Below are 20,557 nucleotides of genomic sequence, written 5' to 3'. Positions count from 1 at the left end.
AGGGGTGCATATTTGCTTGATGGGACAATTTTGATGAATTAACCCTTCATGAGTTAATTACAGCAAATGACCAATCGCATCACGCTCTTCGGTCAGTTCATGTAGCGTGGTATTGATACGCTCTTGACTAAACTCGTCAATCTCCAAACCTTGAACGATTTTGTATTCGCCATTTTCGGTTGTTACAGGAAAACCAAAAACAATACCCTCTGGGATGCCATAAGAGCCATCAGACGGTACGCCCATGGTTACCCATTCACCATTTGAGCCTAATGCCCAGTCTCTGATATGGTCAATGGCAGCATTGGCAGCAGAGGCCGCTGATGATGAGCCACGAGCTTCAATGATGGCAGCACCACGTTTACCAACGGTTGGCAAGAACGTGTTGGCATTCCATTCTTGGTCATCAATCATCTCTTTGACAGATTCGCCGTTAATGGTTGCAAAACGATAGTCAGCGTACATGGTTGGGCTGTGATTGCCCCAAACGGTTAGGTTTTTGATGTCTTTGACGGCTTTACCGGTCTTTTTGGCAACCTGAGTCAAGGCACGGTTATGGTCAAGGCGTAACATGGCGGTGAAGTTTTTGGCAGGCAGGTTGGGAGCTGACTTCATGGCGATATAAGCGTTAGTGTTGGCAGGGTTGCCCACAACCAAAACTTTGACATCACGACTTGCCACATCATTTAGGGCTTTGCCTTGTACGGTAAAGATTTTGGCATTTTCTTGGAGTAGGTCAGCACGTTCCATGCCAGGCCCACGTGGGCGAGCACCAACCAACAGGGCATAATCTGCATCTTTGAATGCCACATTTGGGTCGTCCGTACCAATTACGTCATATAGCAGTGGAAAAGCACAGTCATCTAATTCCATGATGACACCTTGCAAGGCTTGTTGGGCTTTTTCATTGGGGATTTCTAAAAGTTGCAAAATCACAGGTTGTTCTTTGCCAAGCATCTCGCCACTGGCAATACGAAACAACAAACTATAACCAATCTGACCTGCAGCACCAGTTACCGCAACACGAACGGGTTGTTTACTCATGACTTATCCTTAAAATAAAATTTGAAAAAATTTGCTCAATTTTGCCTCTTGAAACCCATTTCAAAAACTGCAAAATCATCCTAGTGTAGCATATTTTTTAGCGTATTGGCAAAGATTTTTAAGCCAAAAAGCCCACCAGATTTTATCCAACTCCCACCCAAACAGCACAACATTTAAAAACACCATCCCAAATCACGATGACACACCAGTCAAGATGGCGATACTACCCCCATACGCTGACCAATTGGGATATATCTGCCAAGCATCACACCATAAATGGTAGCATTCTCCATGACGTGTTTGACATACTCACGGGTCTCATGATAGGGAATGGCTTCAACGTATTGGTCGGCACTGATGGTGCCATGTTTGGGCAACCATTTGCCAGCGGGGGTTGTGCCAGCATTATAGGCGGCGGTGGCGGGGGCGATTTGTCCATTAAAACTGCGAATCTTATCCGACAGATACCATGTGCCATAGCGGATGTTAGTATCAGGGTCGTTTGCATTGCCACTGCTGCCAATTTTACGAGCTATCATTTGGGCAGTAGCTGGCATGATTTGCATAAGACCGCCCGCTCCCACACCCGAGCGTGCATTGGCATTAAAACGACTTTCTTGGCGAGTGATGCCATATGCCCACGCAGGGTCAATGCCGACACTGCTTGCATGAGTCATAAAGCTGTGTTGGTAAGGCATGGGATGGCTAATCGCTGATGCTTGCCATGGTGAGTTTTGTATGGCGTGAATGCTGCGACTATAAAACCCCATCTCGTGAGCTTTTTTGGCAGCAGCAAGCACAAGCTGATGGTTACCTGCATTTGTTGCGGTACGCACCGCCCAATTCCATTCACGCTGAACATGCTCCGCACTCGCCTTATTTTCCATAAGCTTAAAGGCACGAGCAAAATTAGGGTCTTGCATAATACGGACGGTATCTTTAACACTGATATTTGGCATACCAATACCACCAATGTCATTTGCCGTTAAGGGCATATTTAGTCTATCACGAGCAAGCAGACCATAATAATCCAGATTTTTGGTGAGATTTTGATAAATTTGACGTGCCTGCCTGCCCTTACCTGTCTGTTCATAAGCACGGGCAAGCCAATACTGCCAAATGTTCTCGCCTGCTTTGACCCTACTCATCGCCCCAATGGCATTAATCACGTCCGTCCATTGCCCAAAATAAATCCCCGCCTGTGCATAATCCTCAGCCTCTTCAAAATTAAACGGCTCGCCAAGCGAATTTCTAAACCAATGCACCGCTTCAATATGAAAGCCGTCATCGGTGTTCATGTTCATACGCTTAACAGCAATGCTTCGCCACGCATAGCGACGTGCCAGCTCTGACAGTCGTCTTTGGGGGTAAGTGTTATCCAAATTTATGTCATGATTTAGCTGTGCATGAGCTTGCAAATACGAACGATGAGCCAACTGGCTGATGGCATAAACGTATAGATATTGGTTGGTTTCGCTAAACGGCATGGCGTGAAACTGACCAAAAAAACCATGGGGGTTTAGGCGGATGGCATTAAGCGTCCCATCATCAATGGACAGATTTAGCTGACGGGCAAGACTTATGATGTTCTCACGCTTATCAAGGGGTGGCTTGCGTGATGACAGCTGACGGTTATCAATCCTCATCATACGAATGAGCTGTTCATGGCGGTCGGTGCGACTGATGTGAGGATGACTGCTCATTTCTAGGGCGAGTTTATCACACAAAGCGTGCTTGATTTGGGTATTTAGCCAAACTTTTTCTTTTTGCTCTAAGGCACGAGCATCGTTTGCCCAGTTGTAAGCCAAAGCGATGGCACATGCTTCGGAGTCATCGGCGTTACGAATATTTGCCATGACCGCACGCACCGATGCGTAGTCGCCTTGATGTGCCTTTTGTTCGGCATAATCTGCCACAAGTTTCTCACTGATGACATGATTGGGATAACGCTGCACAAAACGGTTGATGGTGTCAGGGTCATGTTGGGTGATGTTGCTGTTTAGTCGCCAATACGTCGGATACATGGCAAAGAGCGAACCTTGCATGCTTTGCTCATACTGATACATGGCGTTGATGTTGGATTTTTGGCGGTGGGCTTCCATGAATTGATGGACACTGCCATCATGGCTATAATCTTGGGCATTGGCACATGCCACCAGCGACATGCCTAAGACAGACAGAGCAAGCGTGGATAAAGATAAAGAGCTTCCAAATGGGCAGTGTTTGATGCACATGACAAATTCCATATTTTAACCATAAAAATGGTCATTAGCTTAGCAAAATAATTTTACAACTGATTTAGGCAGCTGTATAAAAGTTGTAAATTTGGCAATCAAAAATGTCCAATCACGATTGACCCATCAAGATTGCAGATATTTTTGTGCTTCTTCTAAATTAACCGTTACCAAACTAGAAATGCCTGGCGTTGGCATGGTGATGCCCTTTAATTCATGTGCCACTTGCATGGCAAGTTTATTATGGCTGATAAAAATAAACTGCACGCTGTCTGAGAGCTCACGGATAAGGCTTGTAAACCGTCCCACGTTGGCATCATCTAAGGGGGCATCCACCTCATCTAACACACAAAATGGGGCGGGGTGCTGTTTAAAAATAGCAAAAATCAGACTAAGGGCAGTCAGTGTTTTCTCACCTCCTGATAATACCGCAAGATGTGAATTTTTTTTGCCCTTAGGCTGTGCCATTAACACAAGCCCCGCCCGCCATTTATCTGCCTTAGTCAGATTATCATCATCCATCAAAGTCAAACTCGCCTGCCCACCGCCAAATACCTTAGCAAATAAGGCATTCATCTCATCATTAACCGCTTGCAACATGTCCAAAAACAGCTGTCTGGTCTTATCATCAATGGCATAAATGGCATTTTGTAATTTTTGCATGCTCTTGGTAATGTCTGCTACCTGCTCATCTAGGGGCAAGACACGCTCCTCTAACCTAGCAAGCTCCTCCACTGCTGCCAGATTGACCGCACCCAACTTCTCAATTTTTGCCTTAATTTGCTCAATATGGGCACTGTTATCAGTAAATACAGGCGTGCGTGCCTGAAAATCTGCCAACGTGGATGGCAAATTAAATCGCTCATCCATATCAAGCATTTGTTCACCCAAATCCGCCAAACGGCTCTCACCCACTGCCACGTCTGCATGAACATTGGCAATGTTTGCCTGTACGGTGGCAAATTTAGCATGAGCATCGGTCAAGCTCTCTTGTAGTTTGCCTTGCATGATGGTTAAGGTTTTTGCCATCTCTTCATACTCTTCGCTTTGGATTTTAAGCTCGGCACTCTTAGCTTTTGCTTGTTTAAACGCATCCTCTAAGATGGGCAGTTGTTCACTCATTATCTGCCTTTGGGCAAAAAGCCCCCCAATCTCAGTGTCTGCCCTTGTTACACCCTCACAAGATAACTGTAAAAGTTTTGTGGCATGTTCTTTGTTTTGGTTCAGCGTGGTCTGTTTTAGTAGCAGCTCCTGTCTGTCTTGGGTCATCTGTCTAAGCTTATCTGACAGCTCGTCCACATTCACCGACAGCATATTTAGGGCGTTTTGGGCAACACGCAATGTAGGCAAATGCTTATCTAACGCCATCAGAGTGTGGTTAATCTCATCATCTATGAGTCCAAGCTCTTCATCCAGTTCAGAGAGTTCATCGCTAAGAGCTGCCTTTTGGGTGTTAAAGTTCTCCCACATCAGCTTATCTTGGCTTATCTGATGTTCTAGTTTGACAAGTTTTGTTTTACTCTGATGTAGAGCGTCAGTCAGCTTACTGTGTTTGGCATGGTATTCCTCTTGTGCCACTCTTAGTGTATCAAGCTCACCTGCCATCGTCTTTAATGCCTGCTGTTTATCATCCAGCTCGCTTTGTATCTGCCAAAGTTGCTTTTCTAGGATTTCTAAGCGTTTGGTGTGTTCTATCCGCTCGCTTAGCACGCCTTGCCCAGTTTGTCCTAAGGCAGAGACATGCATGACCCCAAAAGAGCCAATCATCCAACCTGTTTTGGTTAAAATCAGCACACCTTGGACAAGCTCGCCCTCCCATGCTCGGCTAAGTTCATCAAAAGCAGTATCATCTATTTGGGCATCTACATCCAACAGATACACGTTTTGCCACAATGCCAGTGTCGGCGATTTTATCAAGGCGGTCAGCGAAATGAGTTTATCACGACTTTTTTGCCCAAAATTAGATGAGTGATGCAAAAATACGGCCAAACCCTGTTTGTGAGCAGACAGCTCTGAGATGTCCTTATGTTTGGGGTGTTTGGCATCTTTTTTCCCGCCCTCTTGGCTATCATGGTTGTGCTGATTAATATCTGTGGTCTTTGGCAGATGATTGATAAGCGGCCACAAAGACAAATCACGCTTATCATCTAATACCCTAGCATCTAGCCAAAATCCCAAAAATTTATCAAGCACATCGGTGTACTTTTTGCCCTCATAGGTCAGTTCAATACATTCTTTTAGCGTACTTAATTGACAAATGACAGAATCATCCACGCCATTTTTATCATCACTGACCATACCATCATGCTTACCATCATCATATATGGGCAAGCTGTGTTTGGGTTTATGCACCAGTTGGTGCAAAGTGTCATACTCACCCATCATGGTTGCATGGCGTTTTTCTAGTGTAGATAACTCATCTTGCAAAAGTTTGAACTGTTGGCTTTTTGCATCAAATACCTGCTTGGTATCATCATAAGCCAACTCATCTGTGGCAAGATTTAGCATGGCAATTTTGTCTGTCAGTGCCTTTATCTCATCTCGTTCTTTATCGTGGTTTTGCTCTTTATTTGCGTTTTTGGTGATGAGTTCATGGTATTTTTTGCTCACTTTTTCATGATTGATGAGTAAGCGGTTTTTTTGTGAGATTGCCAACTTGTGTCTGTTTTCCAGATCGCTGTTTTTTTGGGTAAGTTCGCTTACTTGCTGTTTGGCGGTGTTAAATGCCCCTTGGGTTTGGGTCAGCTTGTCTTGCAAGTGGCTTATTTGTAACACTCCATCAGCTGCATGAGAATCCATTTGCCCAAGTGTTTTATCTATCTCATCAATGCTTTTTTGGTTCTCTACAATACTCGCCTCTGACTGGGTTTTTAGCTCGGTTAGGTGGGCAATTTTGTTCTCACAGTTGGCAATTTCTTGATTTAGGCTATAATAATTATGTTCTGCTGTCTGCTCTTTCATGCGGGCATTATGGTAACTGTCTCTCATGTCATCTTTGAGCCAGTTTATCTCGGCAAGTTTGGCTGAGTGGACATCCAGCTCTTTTTTGGCTTTACCCACCGCTTGTTCTAGCTCATGCAGGATTTGGGCGGATTTGTCTTTGTCTTGTTTTTTGGTTTCTAGGTATTGCCACGCCTCAAAAATGCGTTTTAATAAGTCATTTTTATTCAGCTCAAACAGCTCATCATTTAGGGCTTGGTATTTTTTGGCGGATTCGGCTTGGCGGATGAGTGTTTTGTGCTGTTTTTTAAGCTCGCCTTGTAAGTCATTAAGGCGTGCCAGATTGTCCTTGGTTTCATTGAGCTGTTTTTCGGTCTCGGCTCGGCGTGCCTGATAGCGTGACACGCCTGCCGCCTCCTCGATGAACTCACGCAGCTGCATGGGTGTAGAATCCACAATTCGCCCTATCATACCCTGCTCAATGATTGCATAACTTCTAGCACCCAGCCCTGTCCCCAAAAATACGTCCACCACATCACGGCGACGCACCTTTTGCCCATTGATATAATAATCAGACTTACCCTCCTTAGTTACTTGACGGCGTAGGGTCAGCTCGTGGTATAGGTTCAACGCATGGCGAATGCCTGTACTCTCATCTTGGGTATGCTCAAAAGTCAGCTCCACGCTCGCCAAAGATTTGCCCGCTCGCCCCTCCACGCCTGCAAAGATGACGTCGCTCATCGCCCCACCACGTAACTGCTTGGCAGAAGTTTCGCCCAGCACCCAGCGTATGGCATCAATCACGTTGGACTTACCACAGCCGTTTGGCCCAACAATGGCGGTAATGTCGTGCCCAAAGGTAAAGGTTGTGGCATTGGCAAAGGATTTAAAGCCTGATAGTTTTAGGGATTTTAGACGCATGGTGTGATTTTGATAATCGGATAAAGGCGGATATTATAGCAAATTTTGACAGGGTTTAGAGATGTTTTGTTTTTAACCAAATCCATCAACTTAAAAAGCACCAACAAAAGACCACCACTAACACCAATGTCATGCTCACAAAAACCGCCTAAACAGCACAGGACTTTGTTTTAATAAATGCTGAGTATCATGTACGGCGGTAAAATTTTTATCACTCATCTGTTTTTGGTGATTGGTGGTGGGCAGTATGAGCAACACCTTGCCTGATGTGTGATTATCGGTGGTAAGCCACAGTCTTTCAAATTGCTTGCGTGTGAGTGTGCGATTGCCCCAACTGCTGTCGGATAAATAAACATTTTGCTTGTCAATGGCTCGCACCACGCTAAAATGGTCGCTTCGTTTGTGATTGACATAGACAATGGCAGGAATTTTTATTTTGGCAAGCGTGTCATAATCCATCGTCATGCCATAAGCGGTGTAGCCGTATTTTTCACTTACGCTTGCCAAGTGTGCAAACGATGCCATCACATCATCTAATGCCATATCATCTAGGATTTGCTGTTCTGTTTTGGGGTATTGATAAAAGTAAGTCAAGATGGTGGATAGCGATGACGCACCACATGAGTAGTCCACATCTTGCTTGGTGATTTTGCTGTCTCTACTGTCTTTCCAAGTAGTGTGCGTACCCAGCATGATGGGTTTAGGCGTGATAGGACTGATGACAAGGCTTTGCCCATTGGCATAAACCGATGAGCTAATGAAAGCAAGTGTGATGATGGCAACTTTGACAGATTTCATTTACAGATTTTACGGTGCAGATACAGTAGGCTCTGCTGATTTGATTTGGCGGTATTTTTGAGACAATGGCGGCGGCAACTTACCCAATTTGCTCGTCAAGCCCACAGACAATGTACTGCCACCATCGCCAGAGATGGGCGTACGGACATTGGCGGTCAGATTGGTTCTGGCGGTCATGGCATAGGCAAATCCTAGATTTAGCGTCGTTTGGGTGCTGTTATTTTCTAATTTACCAAACTTATTTTTATCCGCCCATTTATGACGAACACCCATCCCACCTGTCAGCGTGATGTCGGGATTGACCGCAAAGCCCACCGAGCCGTTTAGGGTTGCTGTATCACCCAAATCCACATGACCACCTGTATTGGTTTCACGTCTTGGCTGATATTGATAAGTACCCGTCAGACTAAGCACAATCGGATCATTGACCGTATAAGTGGTAAAGCCAACCAGTGCTGACGTGCCACTTTTGTTTTTTAGTCCTTGCGTATTGTCGTATAAGGATAACTCGCCAAAGCCAATCACATCAGGCAGTTTGGCGTGATTTTTGGTAAATTGGTATTGGGTACTAAGGCTGATGTCATTGAGATGAGTGTCGCTTGACTTTGACAATTCCGCACCATTTTGGTGGCGTGCATAACGATAGATGCCGTTACCCTTAATGCCGACTTCTAGCCTATCACTCACCCCATATCGCAAGCCCAAGCCCATGATGACGCTGTCAGTATTACTATGGCTCTCACCCAAAGATGGCATATAAATCGCCCGACCCTGACCCAAATCCACCACAGAAAAGCCCTGTGTCGCCACCGATGATTTATGATGGTTATAATAACTGACATCGGTATCAAGTTTAAAGCGGTTTTTATCCGCCAAAATATCGGCAACGGTTAGGGGTAAGTCGGCGTGGGCGGTGAGTGCAAAAAAGGGCAAACCTACCAATAAATATTTAAAATTCATAAAGACAATCCTATGATCGGTTTTTGTAAATCAGCAAAAAAAGTAAACAATCGATTGAATACACCCCACCAAATCAGCTCAGTAGGTTGGGTTGAGATACAAAACCCGACATTTTAAGCCAAGCCTTACATCTATTGGGTGTTACTATCGCTTACCCAACCTACGAGCTTTTATTTTTTATATTTATTTGTGATAAAATAATAGAAGTAGCCACCAGTAATCGCCATAAAAAAATCCATAAAAATTCTAATAGTAGGGTCTAATGGCAAATCTTGGTTGTAACCCCAAACAATGTGATAATAATATAAAAAAACCATTAATGCAACGACAAGCATCAATAGTAATAATTTTTTACCACGAGCTAACAAGTTTGGCACCAAAATGATAGCAAAAAATAAAATACATGCTGTATTCATACATTTGCCCCTTATCATCATTTGCCCAACGGAAACAAAAGTTCTGTTGGGCAAAACGAGCATAATAAATAAATAAATAAATAAATAAATCAAACAAGCAATAAAGATATATTTTAAAATTGGAAAATGTAGGGATAAACCACATTCGCCCCTACAAATCTAACCAAAGGTATAGTCAATTAACAATACCTTCTAATTAATTTTAATAAAAGTAACAACTAATGAAGCAATAAAAACACACAAACCAATAACAACAAAATCAATACCCATTGCACTCAAAATAGCACTAGACGTACTTACAGGTATGGCAGAACCAAAATAAAGTAGCACCTTATAGCTTGTCCGATTTATTAAATGAGAATATCGAATCATTAAAGCAGATACAATAATTAGGGCAAAGGCTAAGAATAATAACATGTACATACTCCCATATCATAGAAATACAATCTCATCTGGTGAATCAAAATGAGATTGTATAAATAATTATTGGGTTATTTTACATTTATTGTTGGGAATTTAGATGTTAAGTATCCTGTGGCTGCACCAGATGCTGTGCCAAACCCTAACCCCCAAGCCACACTACCAATGCCTGTTGCAGGACTAGCAACACCGCCAAGTGCTCCAAGACCAACCGATGCCAAATGACCTCCAAAGTTGTACTGACCTGATGTTACTACACTTGACATATAGCCAAAATGACCACCTAAGCCACCAGCAACTCCACCCACAACATTAGGAACCCAAGCCCCCTGTGTCTCTTCCATCTGCTTATCAGTCATGGCAACCGCTTGTAAATTCTCTGCATCATCAAAAGCAAAAGACAAATCTGCTTGTTGGCTAGATAATTCTGTAACAGGTGTTAATTCTGTGATGGGTGTGGTATAATGAGAAGTCGTCTCTGCAAATGCAGGAGCGATAGCTACGGTAGCACTAAGTGCTAGGATTGAGAGTTTTTTCATAAAGTTTTTTCCTTTTATTAGCGTTGTGAAAAATCCATCAGTCTGATACTGATAGCCCTAACCGCACTAAGGTGATGATGGTGAAAGATATCATCTTGGTGTGGTTATTATGTAATATAGTAACAAATACAGTTGTACTTGTAAAATATTTCGTCTCAATTTTAAAACCGTTTATCGCAAATACTGCTTATCCGCCAAAATATTAGGGGCGGTTAGGGGTAGGTCGGCGTGGGCTAGAAAGGGTAGCAGAGTTAAGATGGGAAATCTGTGTTTAAAATTCATAGAATATCCACAATACATGAGATTACCAGAAATCTATCTTTTGTAAGTAATTTGCTAATATTGATAATACTGCTGCCAAAATAAGGCAACCACCAATAACATTTAAAGACAAATCTCTTATGACAAATTTGCCATTTATTTCATATATTGCAATAGTCGCACAACACAAACAAATAAAAAACAAAAGACATATATTCTTTAAATACATATTCAAAACCCTATTTAATCAAGACATTATTTGTTATAAATAATGTCTTGATTTGTGATTTTATCAATTAAATATTGTGTTTGAAGTAATTCACAATTTACGATTACTCTCATGCAACTCTTTTGAGATATGACCGAATATATTTCACTTTCACTCGTTCAAATTTTTACAATACATTTTTGATATAACAACACCAATAGGCTTTAATACCAACCACGGTTCGCCAACCAACGACTTGCTCCGCCTAAGCCTGCACCATACAGTCCATGCTTGGTGGCCAGACCCCAATCAACTTTACCGCTATTGTGATATTGACCAATTGCAGAACTGCCAAAACCACCTGCAAACCCCAATCCAATTCTACCGACATAAGGAGCAACCGCCCCCTGTGTCTCTGCCATCTCCCTGTCAGTCAGGGCAACCGCTTGTAAATTCTCCACATCATCAAAAGCAAAAGACAAATCCGCTTGTTTGGTAGATAATTCTGTAACAGGTGTGTTATAATGAGCCGTCGTCTCTGCAAAGGCAGGGGTGATGGCGACAGTAGCACTAAGTGCTAGGATTGAAAGTTTTTTCATAAAGTTTTTTCCTTTTATTACGTTGTGAAAAAGCATCAATCTGATACTGACAGCCCTAACCGCACTAAGGTGATGATGGTGAAAGATATCATCTTGGTGTGGTTATTATGTAATATAGTAATAAATACAATTGTATTTGTCAATTGTCTTTTGTCTTAACTTTAAAGCCGTTTCTCCCAAATACTGCTTATCCGCCAAAATATTAGGGGCGGTTAGGGTGGATCTGACAAACTCAGTAATAGTACACAACAAAGAGTGAGTTTACGCATTTTAAACCCCTAAGGTATTTGATAAATGGTGTTTAATTTTAGGTATGAATTATTATCTAAATTTTCCAGTTTGATAAAAGTAGATTTATCAATTTTTGCCAAGGAAAGATTAAACATATCATCTTCATTGCTTTTATTAATCAAAAGAAATTTTGCAAAAAATAATTTTTTAGATTGTTTGCTGTAATTACCTAAAAGTTCAATTAGTTGGTTATGAATGCAATAAATATCATCATGTATTATCTGACAAAGGTTTTCATCATATCTATAATAACCGTATTTATCAGATTGATGGCTATCTATGCTGTGAAATTTTAAAAATCTCTCTTGGGTGATTTTTTTGATTTCATCATCAGAAATGACCAGATAGATATGAGACATAGATACGCTCCACAATTAGATGTTGCAACTAAGTTATGGGGGGGGGCTGAGCTACCCCCATAACTTTTAACTGCCTTAGTTATCTTGTTTTTCCATACCAAATATGAGAGCCGTTTCTTGGGTTCGGATGATAATGGGTATATCTTGAACCAGGGCCAACGTGATATTCTCTGATGGGATTATTTCCTGCAATTTTTTTAGCAACAGAACGGTTGGGAGCCATAATGTTGGTTGCTCCACGTTTAACCATATTTTGAGCAACTTTTTGAGTAACCCACCGTTGAGCAATAAACCGAGTGCCTGTCATAACACCCACCGCAACCAAAGGAGCAACCGCCCCCTCTGTCTCTTGCATTTCGGTGGTGGTCATCTCTTTTGTTTGCAGATTTTCCGCATCATCAAAAGCAAAAGATAAGTCTACCTCTTAGGTGGTTGTTTTTGCTGGTGTGGCAGTAGAATTAACTTCTGCAAATGCAGGAGCAATAGACACAACAGCTGATAATGCCAAAATTGATAATTTTTTCATCATATTTCCTTAAAAATACAAGTCCAAACCATCAGCAAGACTTGATATGAGAGTACGATTGTGCTGACTTGTGTGGCATTATAGTACGTTTTTTTTTATGTTGTCAAGGGGTTTTGAACAAATATACATTTTTTTACACATCTTGCCATCGATGATTTGTGATGATTATAATAGCTCAAATCAGTATCAAGTCTAAAACGGTTTTTATCCGCCAATAGATCATCGACCGTTAGGGGGAGGTCGGCGTGGGCGGTTAAAGAAAATGACACCAACCCAAATACAATCATAATATGTTTATACATCATTACAAAACCTACTTAATCTCAATTATAACAGAATAAGATAGCCAACATCTTAATTTAGTTTTAGTTTATTAACTGACACAATTATTTACCATATCTTATTTTATGAAATGCCAATAATCCAAAAGCAGGACATACTCCCATACAAATTAAAAATCCTATCGAATAATTACCATAAATAATTTTTGCAAATATAAAACCAATTATACATAAGAGAGCCGTAAAAAAAACAATCTTTTTAATTGATAAATTTTCTCTATTAAAGAAGAAAACTAAGCTAGGATATATTGAGAACAGAAGTATGTAGTATATAATTTCAAAAATTGTCATATCATTATTTATGTAATTGTTGGCATAAAACACTGAAAGAAAGCACATCATTCAAAAGCACTTTCTTTCTTGTAAATAATATTACGGGATGCTACTTTTTCATGGTAACAGAAACACCACTCCCCGCAAGTGCCACACCTCCACCTAGAAAAGCAGCTCTCATACCTCCTATTGGTGTTGTAGTCAATGCTCCGCCTACTGCCCCACTACCAATCGCAGTAGCGTAACCACCCAAAGTTCTTTGAGACTGGGGTACAGCCCTTACATATGTATTAACATTAACCATGCTTCCAAATAGAGCGGCACCACCCATATACGCTAGTGGCAACGCCGCCCCCTGTGTCTCTTGCATTTCGGTGGTGGTCATCTCTTTTGTTTGCAGATTTTCCGCATCATCAAAAGCAAAAGATAGGTCGGCTTGTTTGATAGATAATTTGGTTATTATTCTTGATAATAATAACAACCGTGCCTGTCAATTGTCTTTTGTCTTGATTTCAAAACCGTTTACCTCAAATGCTCCTTATCCGCCAAAATGTTAGCAACAGCTAGGGGTAGATTGGTATGGCCTGGTGGGGTAGTATAAATAGATCAAAAAACAAAGATTCTAATTTCATAATAAAATAAATGACAGATAAACTTTATTAATCCATGGATTGTGTTTTATTTTTTACACATTCTAAGATATATGGTGCTTCCAATAACATTTATAACCAAAACAGATAAAATATGTATTTTTAAGGTTACTTCAAGATGAATAGGAATCACTATAAACATAACTCCTGATACTGACATGATTATTGGTGATAAAAAACTGGATTCTGGGTTACTTGACAGATAATCATTAAACAGAAGTACAGCTCCATAGAAAAATGAAAAAATTATCAGGCACAGTAAATAAAAAAACATTATTTATCTAAATCTAAAAAAAGTATTTTTCAACTTGCATGCATTATTAGCAAAATATCTAAATTAAATGTTAGATCATGCCATTATTTTTCTATAATAAAATTATAATTTTTTTAAAAAATCAGCAATAAAAAAGCAGACAAGAACAAATACTGAGGAAAATACACTTACGCTAATGGAAAATATAATTAATCCGCTATCTGAATTTTCAAAAAATTCTTTCACACAAATGGACAAAAATATTAAAAATCCAAAGAACAAAGAAACGAAAGCTTGCACTTTTTTTGATTTTAGACGGCTCAAGCTCTCATCATTATACGACAATAATCCTGACAAAATATCAAACATAGTAGTCCTCCTCAGGGCATGCACTTAAAAGAAAAACCTATAAGTGCATGCACTTTAAAAAGTTAAAAAATAATGTGATAAATAATAAGATTATCTACGCCAAGCTGTATTAACGCCTGTATTCACAATTGCACCATTGGCACGCCAAATATTCGCTCCCGCATTAGTTAAGCTTGGAATAAATTTAGCTCCACCACTTGCAATAAAACCAGCTCCTCCTGTCAACGTACCTATGACTGCACCACTAGCGACATTACTAGCGAATTTTCTATTATCCCATTGATAATTACCTTTATAGGCACCGTAAGCATAACCAGCACCACCCACAGCAGCCCCAAAGGCAGTAGTTACCCAAGCCCCCTGTGTCTCCTGCATCTGCCCATCAGTCATGGCAACCGCTTGTAAATTCTCTACATCATCAAAAGCAAAAGACAAATCCGCTTGTTTGGTAGACAATTCTGTGATGGGTGTGTTATAATGAGCCGTCGTCTCTGCAAAGGCAGGGGTGATGGCAACAGTAGCACTAAGTGCTAGGATTGAGAGTTTTTTCATAAAGTTTTTTCCTTTTATTAGCGTTGTGAAAAATCCATCAGTCTGATACTGATAGCCCTAACCGCACTAAGGTGATGATGGTGAAAGATATCATCTTAGCGTGGTTATTATGTAATATAGTAATAAATACAATTGTACTTGTCAATTGTCTTTTGTCTTAACTTTAAAGCCGTTTCTCCCAAATACTGCTTATCCGCCAAAATATTAGCGACGGTTAGGGGTAGGTCGGCGTGGGCTAGAAAGGGTAGCAGGGTTAAGATGGGAAATCTGTGTTTAAAATTCATAGAATATCCACAATACATGAGATTACCAGAAATCTATCTTTTGTAAGTAATTTGCTAATATTGATAATACTGCTGCCAAAATAAGGCAACCACCAATAACATTTAAAGACAAATCTCTTATGACAAATTTGCCATTTATTTCATATATTGCAATAGTCGCACAACACAAACAAATAAAAAACAAAAGACATATATTCTTTAAATACATATTCAAAACCCTATTTAATCAAGACATTATTTGTTATAAATAATGTCTTGATTTGTGATTTTATCAATTAAATATTGTGTTTGAAGTAATTCACAATTTACGATTACTCTCATGCAACTCTTTTGAGATATGACCGAATATATTTCACTTTCACTCGTTCAAATTTTTACAATACATTTTTGATATAACAACACCAATAGGCTTTAATACCAACCACGGTTCGCCAACCAACGACTTGCTCCGCCTAAGCCTGCACCATACAGTCCATGCTTGGTGGCTAGACCCCAATCAACTTTACCGCTATTGACCAATTGCAGAACTGCCAAAACCACCTGCAAACCCCAATCCAATTCTACCGACATAAGGAGCAACCGCCCCCTGTGTCTCTGCCATCTCCCTGTCAGTCAGGGCAACCGCTTGCAGATTTTCTACATCATCAAAAGCAAAAGACAAATCCGCTTGTTTGGTAGATAATTCTGTGACAGGTGTGTTATAATTAACATCAGTCTCTGCATAAGCAGGGGTGATGGCAACAGTAGCACTAAGTGCTAGGATTGAGAGTTTTTTCATAAAGTTTTTTCCTTTTATTACGTTGTGAAAAAGCATCAGTCTGATACTGACAGCCCTAATCACACTAAGGTGATGATGGTGAAAGATGTCATCTTAGTGTGGTTGTTATGTAATATAGTAATAAATACAATTGTACTTGTCAATTGTCTTTTGTCTTAACTTTAAAGCCGTTTCTCCCAAATACTGCTTATCCGCCAAAATGTCGGATACTGTAAGGGGTAAGTCGGCGTGGGCGGTGAGTGCAAAAAAGGGCAAACCTGCCAATAAATATTTAAAACTCATAAAGACAATCCTATGATCGGTTTTTGTAAATCAGCAAAAAAAGCAAACAATCGATTGAATACACCCCACCAAATCAGCTCAGTAGGTTAGGTTGAGATACAAAATCTGACATTTTAAGCCAAGCCTTACATCTATTGGGTATCGCTATTTGGGTATCGCTATCGCTTACCCAACCTACGAGCTTTTATTTTTTATATTTATTTGTGATAAAATAATAGAAGTAACCACCAATAATCGCCATAAAAAAATCTATAAAAATTCTAATAGTAGGGTCTAATGGTAAATCTTGGTTGTAACCCCAAACAATATGGTAATAATATAAAAAAACCATTAATGCAACGACAAGCATCAATAGCAATAATTTTTTACCACGAGCTAACAAGTTTGGCACCAAAATGATAGCAAAAAATAAAATACATGCTGTATTCATACATTTGCCCCTACAAATCCACCCAAAGGTATAGTCAATTAACAATACCTTCTAATTAATTTTAATAAAAGTAACAACCAATGAAGCAATAAAAACACATAAACCAATAACAACAAAATCAATACCCATTGCACTCAAAATAGCACTAGACGTACTTACAGGTATGGCAGAACCAAAATAAAGTAACACCTTATAGCTTGTCCGATTTATTAAATGAGAATATCGAATCATTAAAGCAGACACAATAATTAGGGCAAGGGCTAAGAATAACAACATGCGCATACTCCCATATCATAGAAATACAATCTCATCTAGTAAATCAAAATGAGATTGTATAAATAATTATTGGGTTATTTTACATTTATTGTTGGGAATTTAGATGTTAAGTATCCTGTGGCTGCACCAGATGCTGTGCCAAACCCTAACCCCCCAGCCACACTACCGATGCCTGTTGCAGGACTAGCAGCACCGCCAAGCTCGGTAGGTTAGGTTGAGATACAAAATCTGACATTTTAAGCCAAGCCTTACATCTATTGGGTATCGCTATTTGGGTATCGCTATCGCTTACCCAACCTACGAGCTCTACGGGCTCAAAATCAGTTCAAGATTTTATATGTTATATAAAAAAATGTAATAGTCATCAAAGCAACATACCCAATAAAATATAAAAACTCTTGCATTTGCATATTTTTGATAAACATAGGGCTTGATACCACCATCATTACCGATATGCAATGCAAAAATAATCGTAAAGAAGGCTTGGTTGCAATTATTGAAATATGTTTTATGCAGGCAAGGAAAAAGCCACAAGTAATTAAAATATATGCAACAATCATAACACAATTTCCAATACAACTCCAAGGAGAAACTTAACTACCTTTTGGCTAATTGTACTTGATTAAACTGTTAGACTTCCTATAATGCTAATGGTTAAAAACATTAATCATTTGACTTTCATCGAAACTTAATCAGGAATTCAAAGTCAGCCAAATAAGGCTCACAGGAAGTCTGTTAGTAAGTTAGTAAGTTAATTAACGAATATTCATATTTGTACCCAATATAGAAGCATGACCAGCAAACGCCCCTGCTCCTGCCCCTGCTACGACACCAGCAGTCCCATTTAAAAGTGCAGCGCCACTAGTTATGGGATTTAAAAGTCCAACACCCGCACCGCCCAAGACCGATGCTCCATGATAATGTTGTATGTACCGCTCGCAGTTGCACCTGACATGTAACTAAAATGCCCCCTGTATCTCTTGCATCTGCCCATCAGTCATGACAACCGCTTGTAAATTTTCTGCATCATCAAAAGCAAAAGACAAATCCGCTTGTTTGGTAGATAATTTGGTTATTATTGTTGATAATAATAATAACCGTGCCTGTCAATTGTCTTTTGTCTTGATTTTACCACCAATCATCTGGATAAATATCTCTTATCCGCCAACAAATCATCAACGGTTAAGGGCAGGTCGGCATAGGCTGATGGGGGCAGTAGTAGAATCAATAAAGTAAACAAAGTATATTTTGGATATATAAAACGCCATTGATTATTCATTTTTAACCATCAATGGAAACAACAGTAAATCTATTTGATAGGAAAATAGCTTATAGATGACAATCATTAAAAAAGCAAATGTTATCAAAAAATAACTATTTATATATACGCCAGCAGACATAACAATCATCAGGACAATCATTAGATATGCAGAAAAAAAATACTGGCGTTTGTATGGCTTCTTTGCAACAAGGGCATTTACCAGAATATTCTAGGACATCAATACATTTTTTATGACAGTTAGGGCATTTTTTCATAATATATTTCATCATAATGTTTTGTTTTTTATAAAGCTCAAACCACCTATGGGGAAAGTGGCATGCTAATAAAATTCTATTTATTTTTCAATACATTGGCAATCAAAAAACAAATAAATATCAGCATTGATGATAAAAAACTCAACCCCAAGGTAAATAATATTAGACTTGCACTTGAATTGGCAAAAAACTCTTCAATGCAAATGGCTAAAAATATCAAAAAACCAAAAATTAATGAAATGATGAGTTGCTTTTTTTTAGATTTTGTTTTTGCAACATCATCACCCACATAAGATAACAAACCGGATAATAAGTCAAACATAAAACTTACCTAAAATTGTAAATTATGATGGATAACCGCACTGGTGGTGATGGTGAAAGAAAGATATCATCTTAGTACGGTTATTATGTAATATAGTAACAAATACAGTTGTACTTGTAAAATATTTCGTCTCAATTTCAAAACCGTTTATCGCAAATACTGCTTATCCGCCAATAAATCATCAACGGTTAGGGGTAAGTCGGCGTGGGCAAATCCTACCCCAAAACAACATAGCATCACAATAAATTGTCTAAGTCGCACCATTTTGACCTCTGCTTCTATCGATTAATAACAAAACCAATGTAGAAAAAAAACTAATCAACATACTAACAATACAAAGAGACATCCAAGGGATATGAAATCCTTTTATTAAAAACACAAGCACAAAAAAAGACAATCCCACATGAAAAATGACTGCAAAAAGAATAAAGTATATCAATAAAAATGGCAATGGTATATTTCTATCATTATCTATGATAAACTTAATGAATTTATCGCCAAACAAAATAATAAGTATAACAACAACTAAATTATCGTCCATAAATTGACTTCTTAATACCTATTTTATTAACCCACACCAAGTTTAATGCCATACGCATTAAACTTGGCAAGTCATCAATTATCTGCTCTTGCGTTTGTAGCCACCCACAGTTCCTTGACCCAAAAAAGCACCATTAATTCTAATTGTGGCATTAGCCACCCCTGTGCCACCTTTCCAAGCACTTTTTGCAAAAATGCTTGTAGAAATACCAGCACCTTTAAGCATAGCACCAGAGTAAACACCACCAACCATGCCACCACCCGTCGCATACAAAGTGCTTCTAGTAGATGCTAATCGACCATTTTTAGCATAGCTCGCACCATGATTAGACCAAGCACCAATCGCACCGCCCACCAAGACGCCTGCCACAAATGGCAACGCTGCCCCCTGTGTCTCTTGCATCTCTACAAGTGTCATGTCAGTGGCTTGTAAATTTTCTACACCATCAAAAGCAAAAGACAAACCCACTTGTTTGGTAGATAATTTGGTTATTATTCTTGATAATAATAACAACCGTGCCTGTCAATTATCTTTTGTCTTGATTTTACCATCAATCATCTGGATAAATATCTCTTATCCGCCAACAAATCATCAACGGTTAATGGCAGGTCTTTGAATTCATAAAATATCCACAAACTGACACTGAATGGTTTTTTAAAGCCACTATCTTGTTCACTTAAAATAACCAATACTGTATTTTACTGTATTTTTCATAATACCTTATCATCTTATGCAGTACAATTTTCTCTCTATAATATAATAAGAATTATTTAATTGATATTTAACTTTTGGGTTTTTAATAATATCTCTAAAAATCATTTCTTCATCTTCTTTATGCCTTAGATTAACAAAAGCAAAGTTAAATCCAATATGATTTTTTATCAGTGATTGAAATATGCCAACAGCAATATCTGACAGAAAAAACTGACGCAGTTATTCTTGTTTTCTCCTTTCTTATCTTCTCCTTCCACTAAAATACCACTAAAACCATAAGAAAACACATAAATATCATCATAACGATAATAATCAACATGAAATCTTCTTCTTGCATCAAAATTGGCAGCAAAATAGTCTTTTACATATTTTACCACGTCATTTTTAGATTGTATCATAAAACAAAATGACATAATCAATACCTTTTGGAATTTTTGTAA

At 39.3% G+C, this 20,557-nt stretch carries 25 protein-coding genes; all 25 read right to left on the bottom strand.

Annotated features, from left to right (window positions below; translation table 11 throughout):
- Window positions 1-57 precede the first annotated feature (57 nt).
- The 25 genes from A7456_RS01365 to A7456_RS01265 all read right to left on the bottom strand — a co-directional run bounded on the left by A7456_RS01365 (window position 58) and on the right by A7456_RS01265 (window position 20,530).
- Window positions 58-1,044 carry a malate dehydrogenase gene (locus A7456_RS01365; protein WP_067006812.1) on the bottom strand — a complete coding sequence of 329 codons (987 nt, stop codon included), beginning with the start codon at window positions 1,042-1,044 and terminating at the stop codon, window positions 58-60.
- Between the two features lie 209 nt (window positions 1,045-1,253).
- Window positions 1,254-3,278 carry a lytic transglycosylase domain-containing protein gene (locus A7456_RS01360; protein ID WP_067007345.1) on the bottom strand — a complete coding sequence of 675 codons (2,025 nt, stop codon included), beginning with the start codon at window positions 3,276-3,278 and terminating at the stop codon, window positions 1,254-1,256.
- A 126-nt stretch (window positions 3,279-3,404) separates the two neighbouring features.
- Window positions 3,405-7,139 carry an AAA family ATPase gene (locus A7456_RS01355; RefSeq protein ID WP_067006810.1) on the bottom strand — a complete coding sequence of 1,245 codons (3,735 nt, stop codon included), beginning with the start codon at window positions 7,137-7,139 and terminating at the stop codon, window positions 3,405-3,407.
- Between the two features lie 135 nt (window positions 7,140-7,274).
- A complete protein-coding gene (locus A7456_RS01350; RefSeq protein WP_067006809.1) occupies window positions 7,275-7,937 on the bottom strand; it encodes a C39 family peptidase in 663 nt (220 codons plus the stop codon).
- Window positions 7,938-7,946: 9 nt separating this feature from the next.
- Complete coding sequence (locus A7456_RS01345; protein WP_067006807.1) at window positions 7,947-8,897, bottom strand: hypothetical protein; 951 nt, start codon at window positions 8,895-8,897, stop codon at window positions 7,947-7,949.
- 170 nt (window positions 8,898-9,067) lie between these two features.
- Complete coding sequence (locus A7456_RS01340; RefSeq protein ID WP_062498583.1) at window positions 9,068-9,313, bottom strand: hypothetical protein; 246 nt, start codon at window positions 9,311-9,313, stop codon at window positions 9,068-9,070.
- Window positions 9,314-9,505: 192 nt separating this feature from the next.
- Window positions 9,506-9,730, bottom strand: a complete 225-nt coding sequence (locus A7456_RS11120; protein WP_145916032.1) for a hypothetical protein — start codon at window positions 9,728-9,730, stop codon at window positions 9,506-9,508.
- A 74-nt stretch (window positions 9,731-9,804) separates the two neighbouring features.
- Complete coding sequence (locus tag A7456_RS01335; protein WP_067006806.1) at window positions 9,805-10,272, bottom strand: hypothetical protein; 468 nt, start codon at window positions 10,270-10,272, stop codon at window positions 9,805-9,807.
- A 693-nt stretch (window positions 10,273-10,965) separates the two neighbouring features.
- On the bottom strand, window positions 10,966-11,340 hold the full coding sequence (locus A7456_RS01330) for a hypothetical protein (protein ID WP_067006804.1): 375 nt from the start codon (window positions 11,338-11,340) through the stop codon (window positions 10,966-10,968).
- A 278-nt stretch (window positions 11,341-11,618) separates the two neighbouring features.
- Window positions 11,619-11,990 (bottom strand): hypothetical protein, encoded by a 372-nt coding sequence (locus tag A7456_RS01325; RefSeq protein WP_067006802.1) that lies wholly within the window; start codon window positions 11,988-11,990, stop codon window positions 11,619-11,621.
- 79 nt (window positions 11,991-12,069) lie between these two features.
- A complete protein-coding gene (locus A7456_RS01320; protein ID WP_067006801.1) occupies window positions 12,070-12,360 on the bottom strand; it encodes a hypothetical protein in 291 nt (96 codons plus the stop codon).
- A gap of 879 nt (window positions 12,361-13,239) precedes the next feature.
- Complete coding sequence (locus A7456_RS01305; protein WP_145916031.1) at window positions 13,240-13,515, bottom strand: hypothetical protein; 276 nt, start codon at window positions 13,513-13,515, stop codon at window positions 13,240-13,242.
- 641 nt (window positions 13,516-14,156) lie between these two features.
- A complete protein-coding gene (locus tag A7456_RS11115; RefSeq protein ID WP_066886188.1) occupies window positions 14,157-14,402 on the bottom strand; it encodes a hypothetical protein in 246 nt (81 codons plus the stop codon).
- Between the two features lie 90 nt (window positions 14,403-14,492).
- A complete protein-coding gene (locus tag A7456_RS01300) occupies window positions 14,493-14,954 on the bottom strand; it encodes a hypothetical protein (protein WP_067006794.1) in 462 nt (153 codons plus the stop codon).
- Window positions 14,955-15,061: 107 nt separating this feature from the next.
- Window positions 15,062-15,238, bottom strand: coding sequence for a hypothetical protein (locus A7456_RS11305; RefSeq protein WP_158512456.1), 177 nt, complete (start codon window positions 15,236-15,238; stop codon window positions 15,062-15,064).
- 411 nt (window positions 15,239-15,649) lie between these two features.
- Window positions 15,650-15,772, bottom strand: coding sequence for a hypothetical protein (locus tag A7456_RS11850; RefSeq protein WP_265091068.1), 123 nt, complete (start codon window positions 15,770-15,772; stop codon window positions 15,650-15,652).
- Entirely contained in the window at window positions 15,747-16,016 is a 270-nt protein-coding gene (locus A7456_RS01295) for a hypothetical protein (protein WP_067006792.1), read from the bottom strand. Before A7456_RS01295 ends, A7456_RS11850 begins: the two co-directional genes overlap by 26 nt.
- 105 nt (window positions 16,017-16,121) lie before the next feature.
- On the bottom strand, window positions 16,122-16,298 hold the full coding sequence (locus tag A7456_RS11300) for a hypothetical protein (protein WP_158512455.1): 177 nt from the start codon (window positions 16,296-16,298) through the stop codon (window positions 16,122-16,124).
- Between the two features lie 184 nt (window positions 16,299-16,482).
- Window positions 16,483-16,728, bottom strand: coding sequence for a hypothetical protein (locus A7456_RS01290; RefSeq protein WP_067006790.1), 246 nt, complete (start codon window positions 16,726-16,728; stop codon window positions 16,483-16,485).
- Between the two features lie 1,031 nt (window positions 16,729-17,759).
- Window positions 17,760-17,906 (bottom strand): hypothetical protein, encoded by a 147-nt coding sequence (locus tag A7456_RS11295; RefSeq protein WP_156623354.1) that lies wholly within the window; start codon window positions 17,904-17,906, stop codon window positions 17,760-17,762.
- Window positions 17,907-18,142: 236 nt separating this feature from the next.
- Complete coding sequence (locus A7456_RS11290; RefSeq protein WP_158512454.1) at window positions 18,143-18,283, bottom strand: hypothetical protein; 141 nt, start codon at window positions 18,281-18,283, stop codon at window positions 18,143-18,145.
- A gap of 333 nt (window positions 18,284-18,616) precedes the next feature.
- Window positions 18,617-18,862 carry a hypothetical protein gene (locus A7456_RS11515; RefSeq protein WP_167346517.1) on the bottom strand — a complete coding sequence of 82 codons (246 nt, stop codon included), beginning with the start codon at window positions 18,860-18,862 and terminating at the stop codon, window positions 18,617-18,619.
- 250 nt (window positions 18,863-19,112) lie between these two features.
- A complete protein-coding gene (locus A7456_RS01275; RefSeq protein WP_067006788.1) occupies window positions 19,113-19,403 on the bottom strand; it encodes a hypothetical protein in 291 nt (96 codons plus the stop codon).
- Window positions 19,404-19,481: 78 nt separating this feature from the next.
- Window positions 19,482-19,916 carry a hypothetical protein gene (locus A7456_RS01270; protein WP_145916029.1) on the bottom strand — a complete coding sequence of 145 codons (435 nt, stop codon included), beginning with the start codon at window positions 19,914-19,916 and terminating at the stop codon, window positions 19,482-19,484.
- A gap of 368 nt (window positions 19,917-20,284) precedes the next feature.
- The gene (locus tag A7456_RS01265) at window positions 20,285-20,530 is read right to left on the bottom strand and encodes a hypothetical protein (RefSeq protein ID WP_067006783.1); all 246 of its coding nucleotides are present in this window, start codon (window positions 20,528-20,530) and stop codon (window positions 20,285-20,287) included.
- Between the last annotated feature and the right edge of the window lie 27 nt (window positions 20,531-20,557).

This window comes from Moraxella nonliquefaciens, from assembly GCF_001679005.1.
Taxonomy (GTDB): domain Bacteria; phylum Pseudomonadota; class Gammaproteobacteria; order Pseudomonadales; family Moraxellaceae; genus Moraxella; species Moraxella nonliquefaciens.
The sequence above is the reverse complement of the archived record's forward strand: the minus strand, read 5'-3'. Positions and strand labels throughout refer to the sequence as shown.

Coding starts and splice junctions, on each gene's coding strand:
- A7456_RS01365 (WP_067006812.1), bottom strand. CDS start 1,044: ATGAGTAAACAACCCGTTCGTGTTGCGGTAACTGGTGCTGCAGGTCAG.
- A7456_RS01360 (WP_067007345.1), bottom strand. CDS start 3,278: ATGTGCATCAAACACTGCCCATTTGGAAGCTCTTTATCTTTATCCACG.
- A7456_RS01355 (WP_067006810.1), bottom strand. CDS start 7,139: ATGCGTCTAAAATCCCTAAAACTATCAGGCTTTAAATCCTTTGCCAAT.
- A7456_RS01350 (WP_067006809.1), bottom strand. CDS start 7,937: ATGAAATCTGTCAAAGTTGCCATCATCACACTTGCTTTCATTAGCTCA.
- A7456_RS01345 (WP_067006807.1), bottom strand. CDS start 8,897: ATGAATTTTAAATATTTATTGGTAGGTTTGCCCTTTTTTGCACTCACC.
- A7456_RS01340 (WP_062498583.1), bottom strand. CDS start 9,313: ATGAATACAGCATGTATTTTATTTTTTGCTATCATTTTGGTGCCAAAC.
- A7456_RS11120 (WP_145916032.1), bottom strand. CDS start 9,730: ATGTTATTATTCTTAGCCTTTGCCCTAATTATTGTATCTGCTTTAATG.
- A7456_RS01335 (WP_067006806.1), bottom strand. CDS start 10,272: ATGAAAAAACTCTCAATCCTAGCACTTAGTGCTACCGTAGCTATCGCT.
- A7456_RS01330 (WP_067006804.1), bottom strand. CDS start 11,340: ATGAAAAAACTTTCAATCCTAGCACTTAGTGCTACTGTCGCCATCACC.
- A7456_RS01325 (WP_067006802.1), bottom strand. CDS start 11,990: ATGTCTCATATCTATCTGGTCATTTCTGATGATGAAATCAAAAAAATC.
- A7456_RS01320 (WP_067006801.1), bottom strand. CDS start 12,360: ATGACCACCACCGAAATGCAAGAGACAGAGGGGGCGGTTGCTCCTTTG.
- A7456_RS01305 (WP_145916031.1), bottom strand. CDS start 13,515: ATGACCACCACCGAAATGCAAGAGACACAGGGGGCGGCGTTGCCACTA.
- A7456_RS11115 (WP_066886188.1), bottom strand. CDS start 14,402: ATGTTTGATATTTTGTCAGGATTATTGTCGTATAATGATGAGAGCTTG.
- A7456_RS01300 (WP_067006794.1), bottom strand. CDS start 14,954: ATGAAAAAACTCTCAATCCTAGCACTTAGTGCTACTGTTGCCATCACC.
- A7456_RS11305 (WP_158512456.1), bottom strand. CDS start 15,238: ATGAATTTTAAACACAGATTTCCCATCTTAACCCTGCTACCCTTTCTA.
- A7456_RS01295 (WP_067006792.1), bottom strand. CDS start 16,016: ATGAAAAAACTCTCAATCCTAGCACTTAGTGCTACTGTTGCCATCACC.
- A7456_RS11300 (WP_158512455.1), bottom strand. CDS start 16,298: ATGAGTTTTAAATATTTATTGGCAGGTTTGCCCTTTTTTGCACTCACC.
- A7456_RS01290 (WP_067006790.1), bottom strand. CDS start 16,728: ATGAATACAGCATGTATTTTATTTTTTGCTATCATTTTGGTGCCAAAC.
- A7456_RS11290 (WP_158512454.1), bottom strand. CDS start 18,283: ATGAATAATCAATGGCGTTTTATATATCCAAAATATACTTTGTTTACT.
- A7456_RS11515 (WP_167346517.1), bottom strand. CDS start 18,862: ATGTTTGACTTATTATCCGGTTTGTTATCTTATGTGGGTGATGATGTT.
- A7456_RS01275 (WP_067006788.1), bottom strand. CDS start 19,403: ATGGACGATAATTTAGTTGTTGTTATACTTATTATTTTGTTTGGCGAT.
- A7456_RS01265 (WP_067006783.1), bottom strand. CDS start 20,530: ATGTCATTTTGTTTTATGATACAATCTAAAAATGACGTGGTAAAATAT.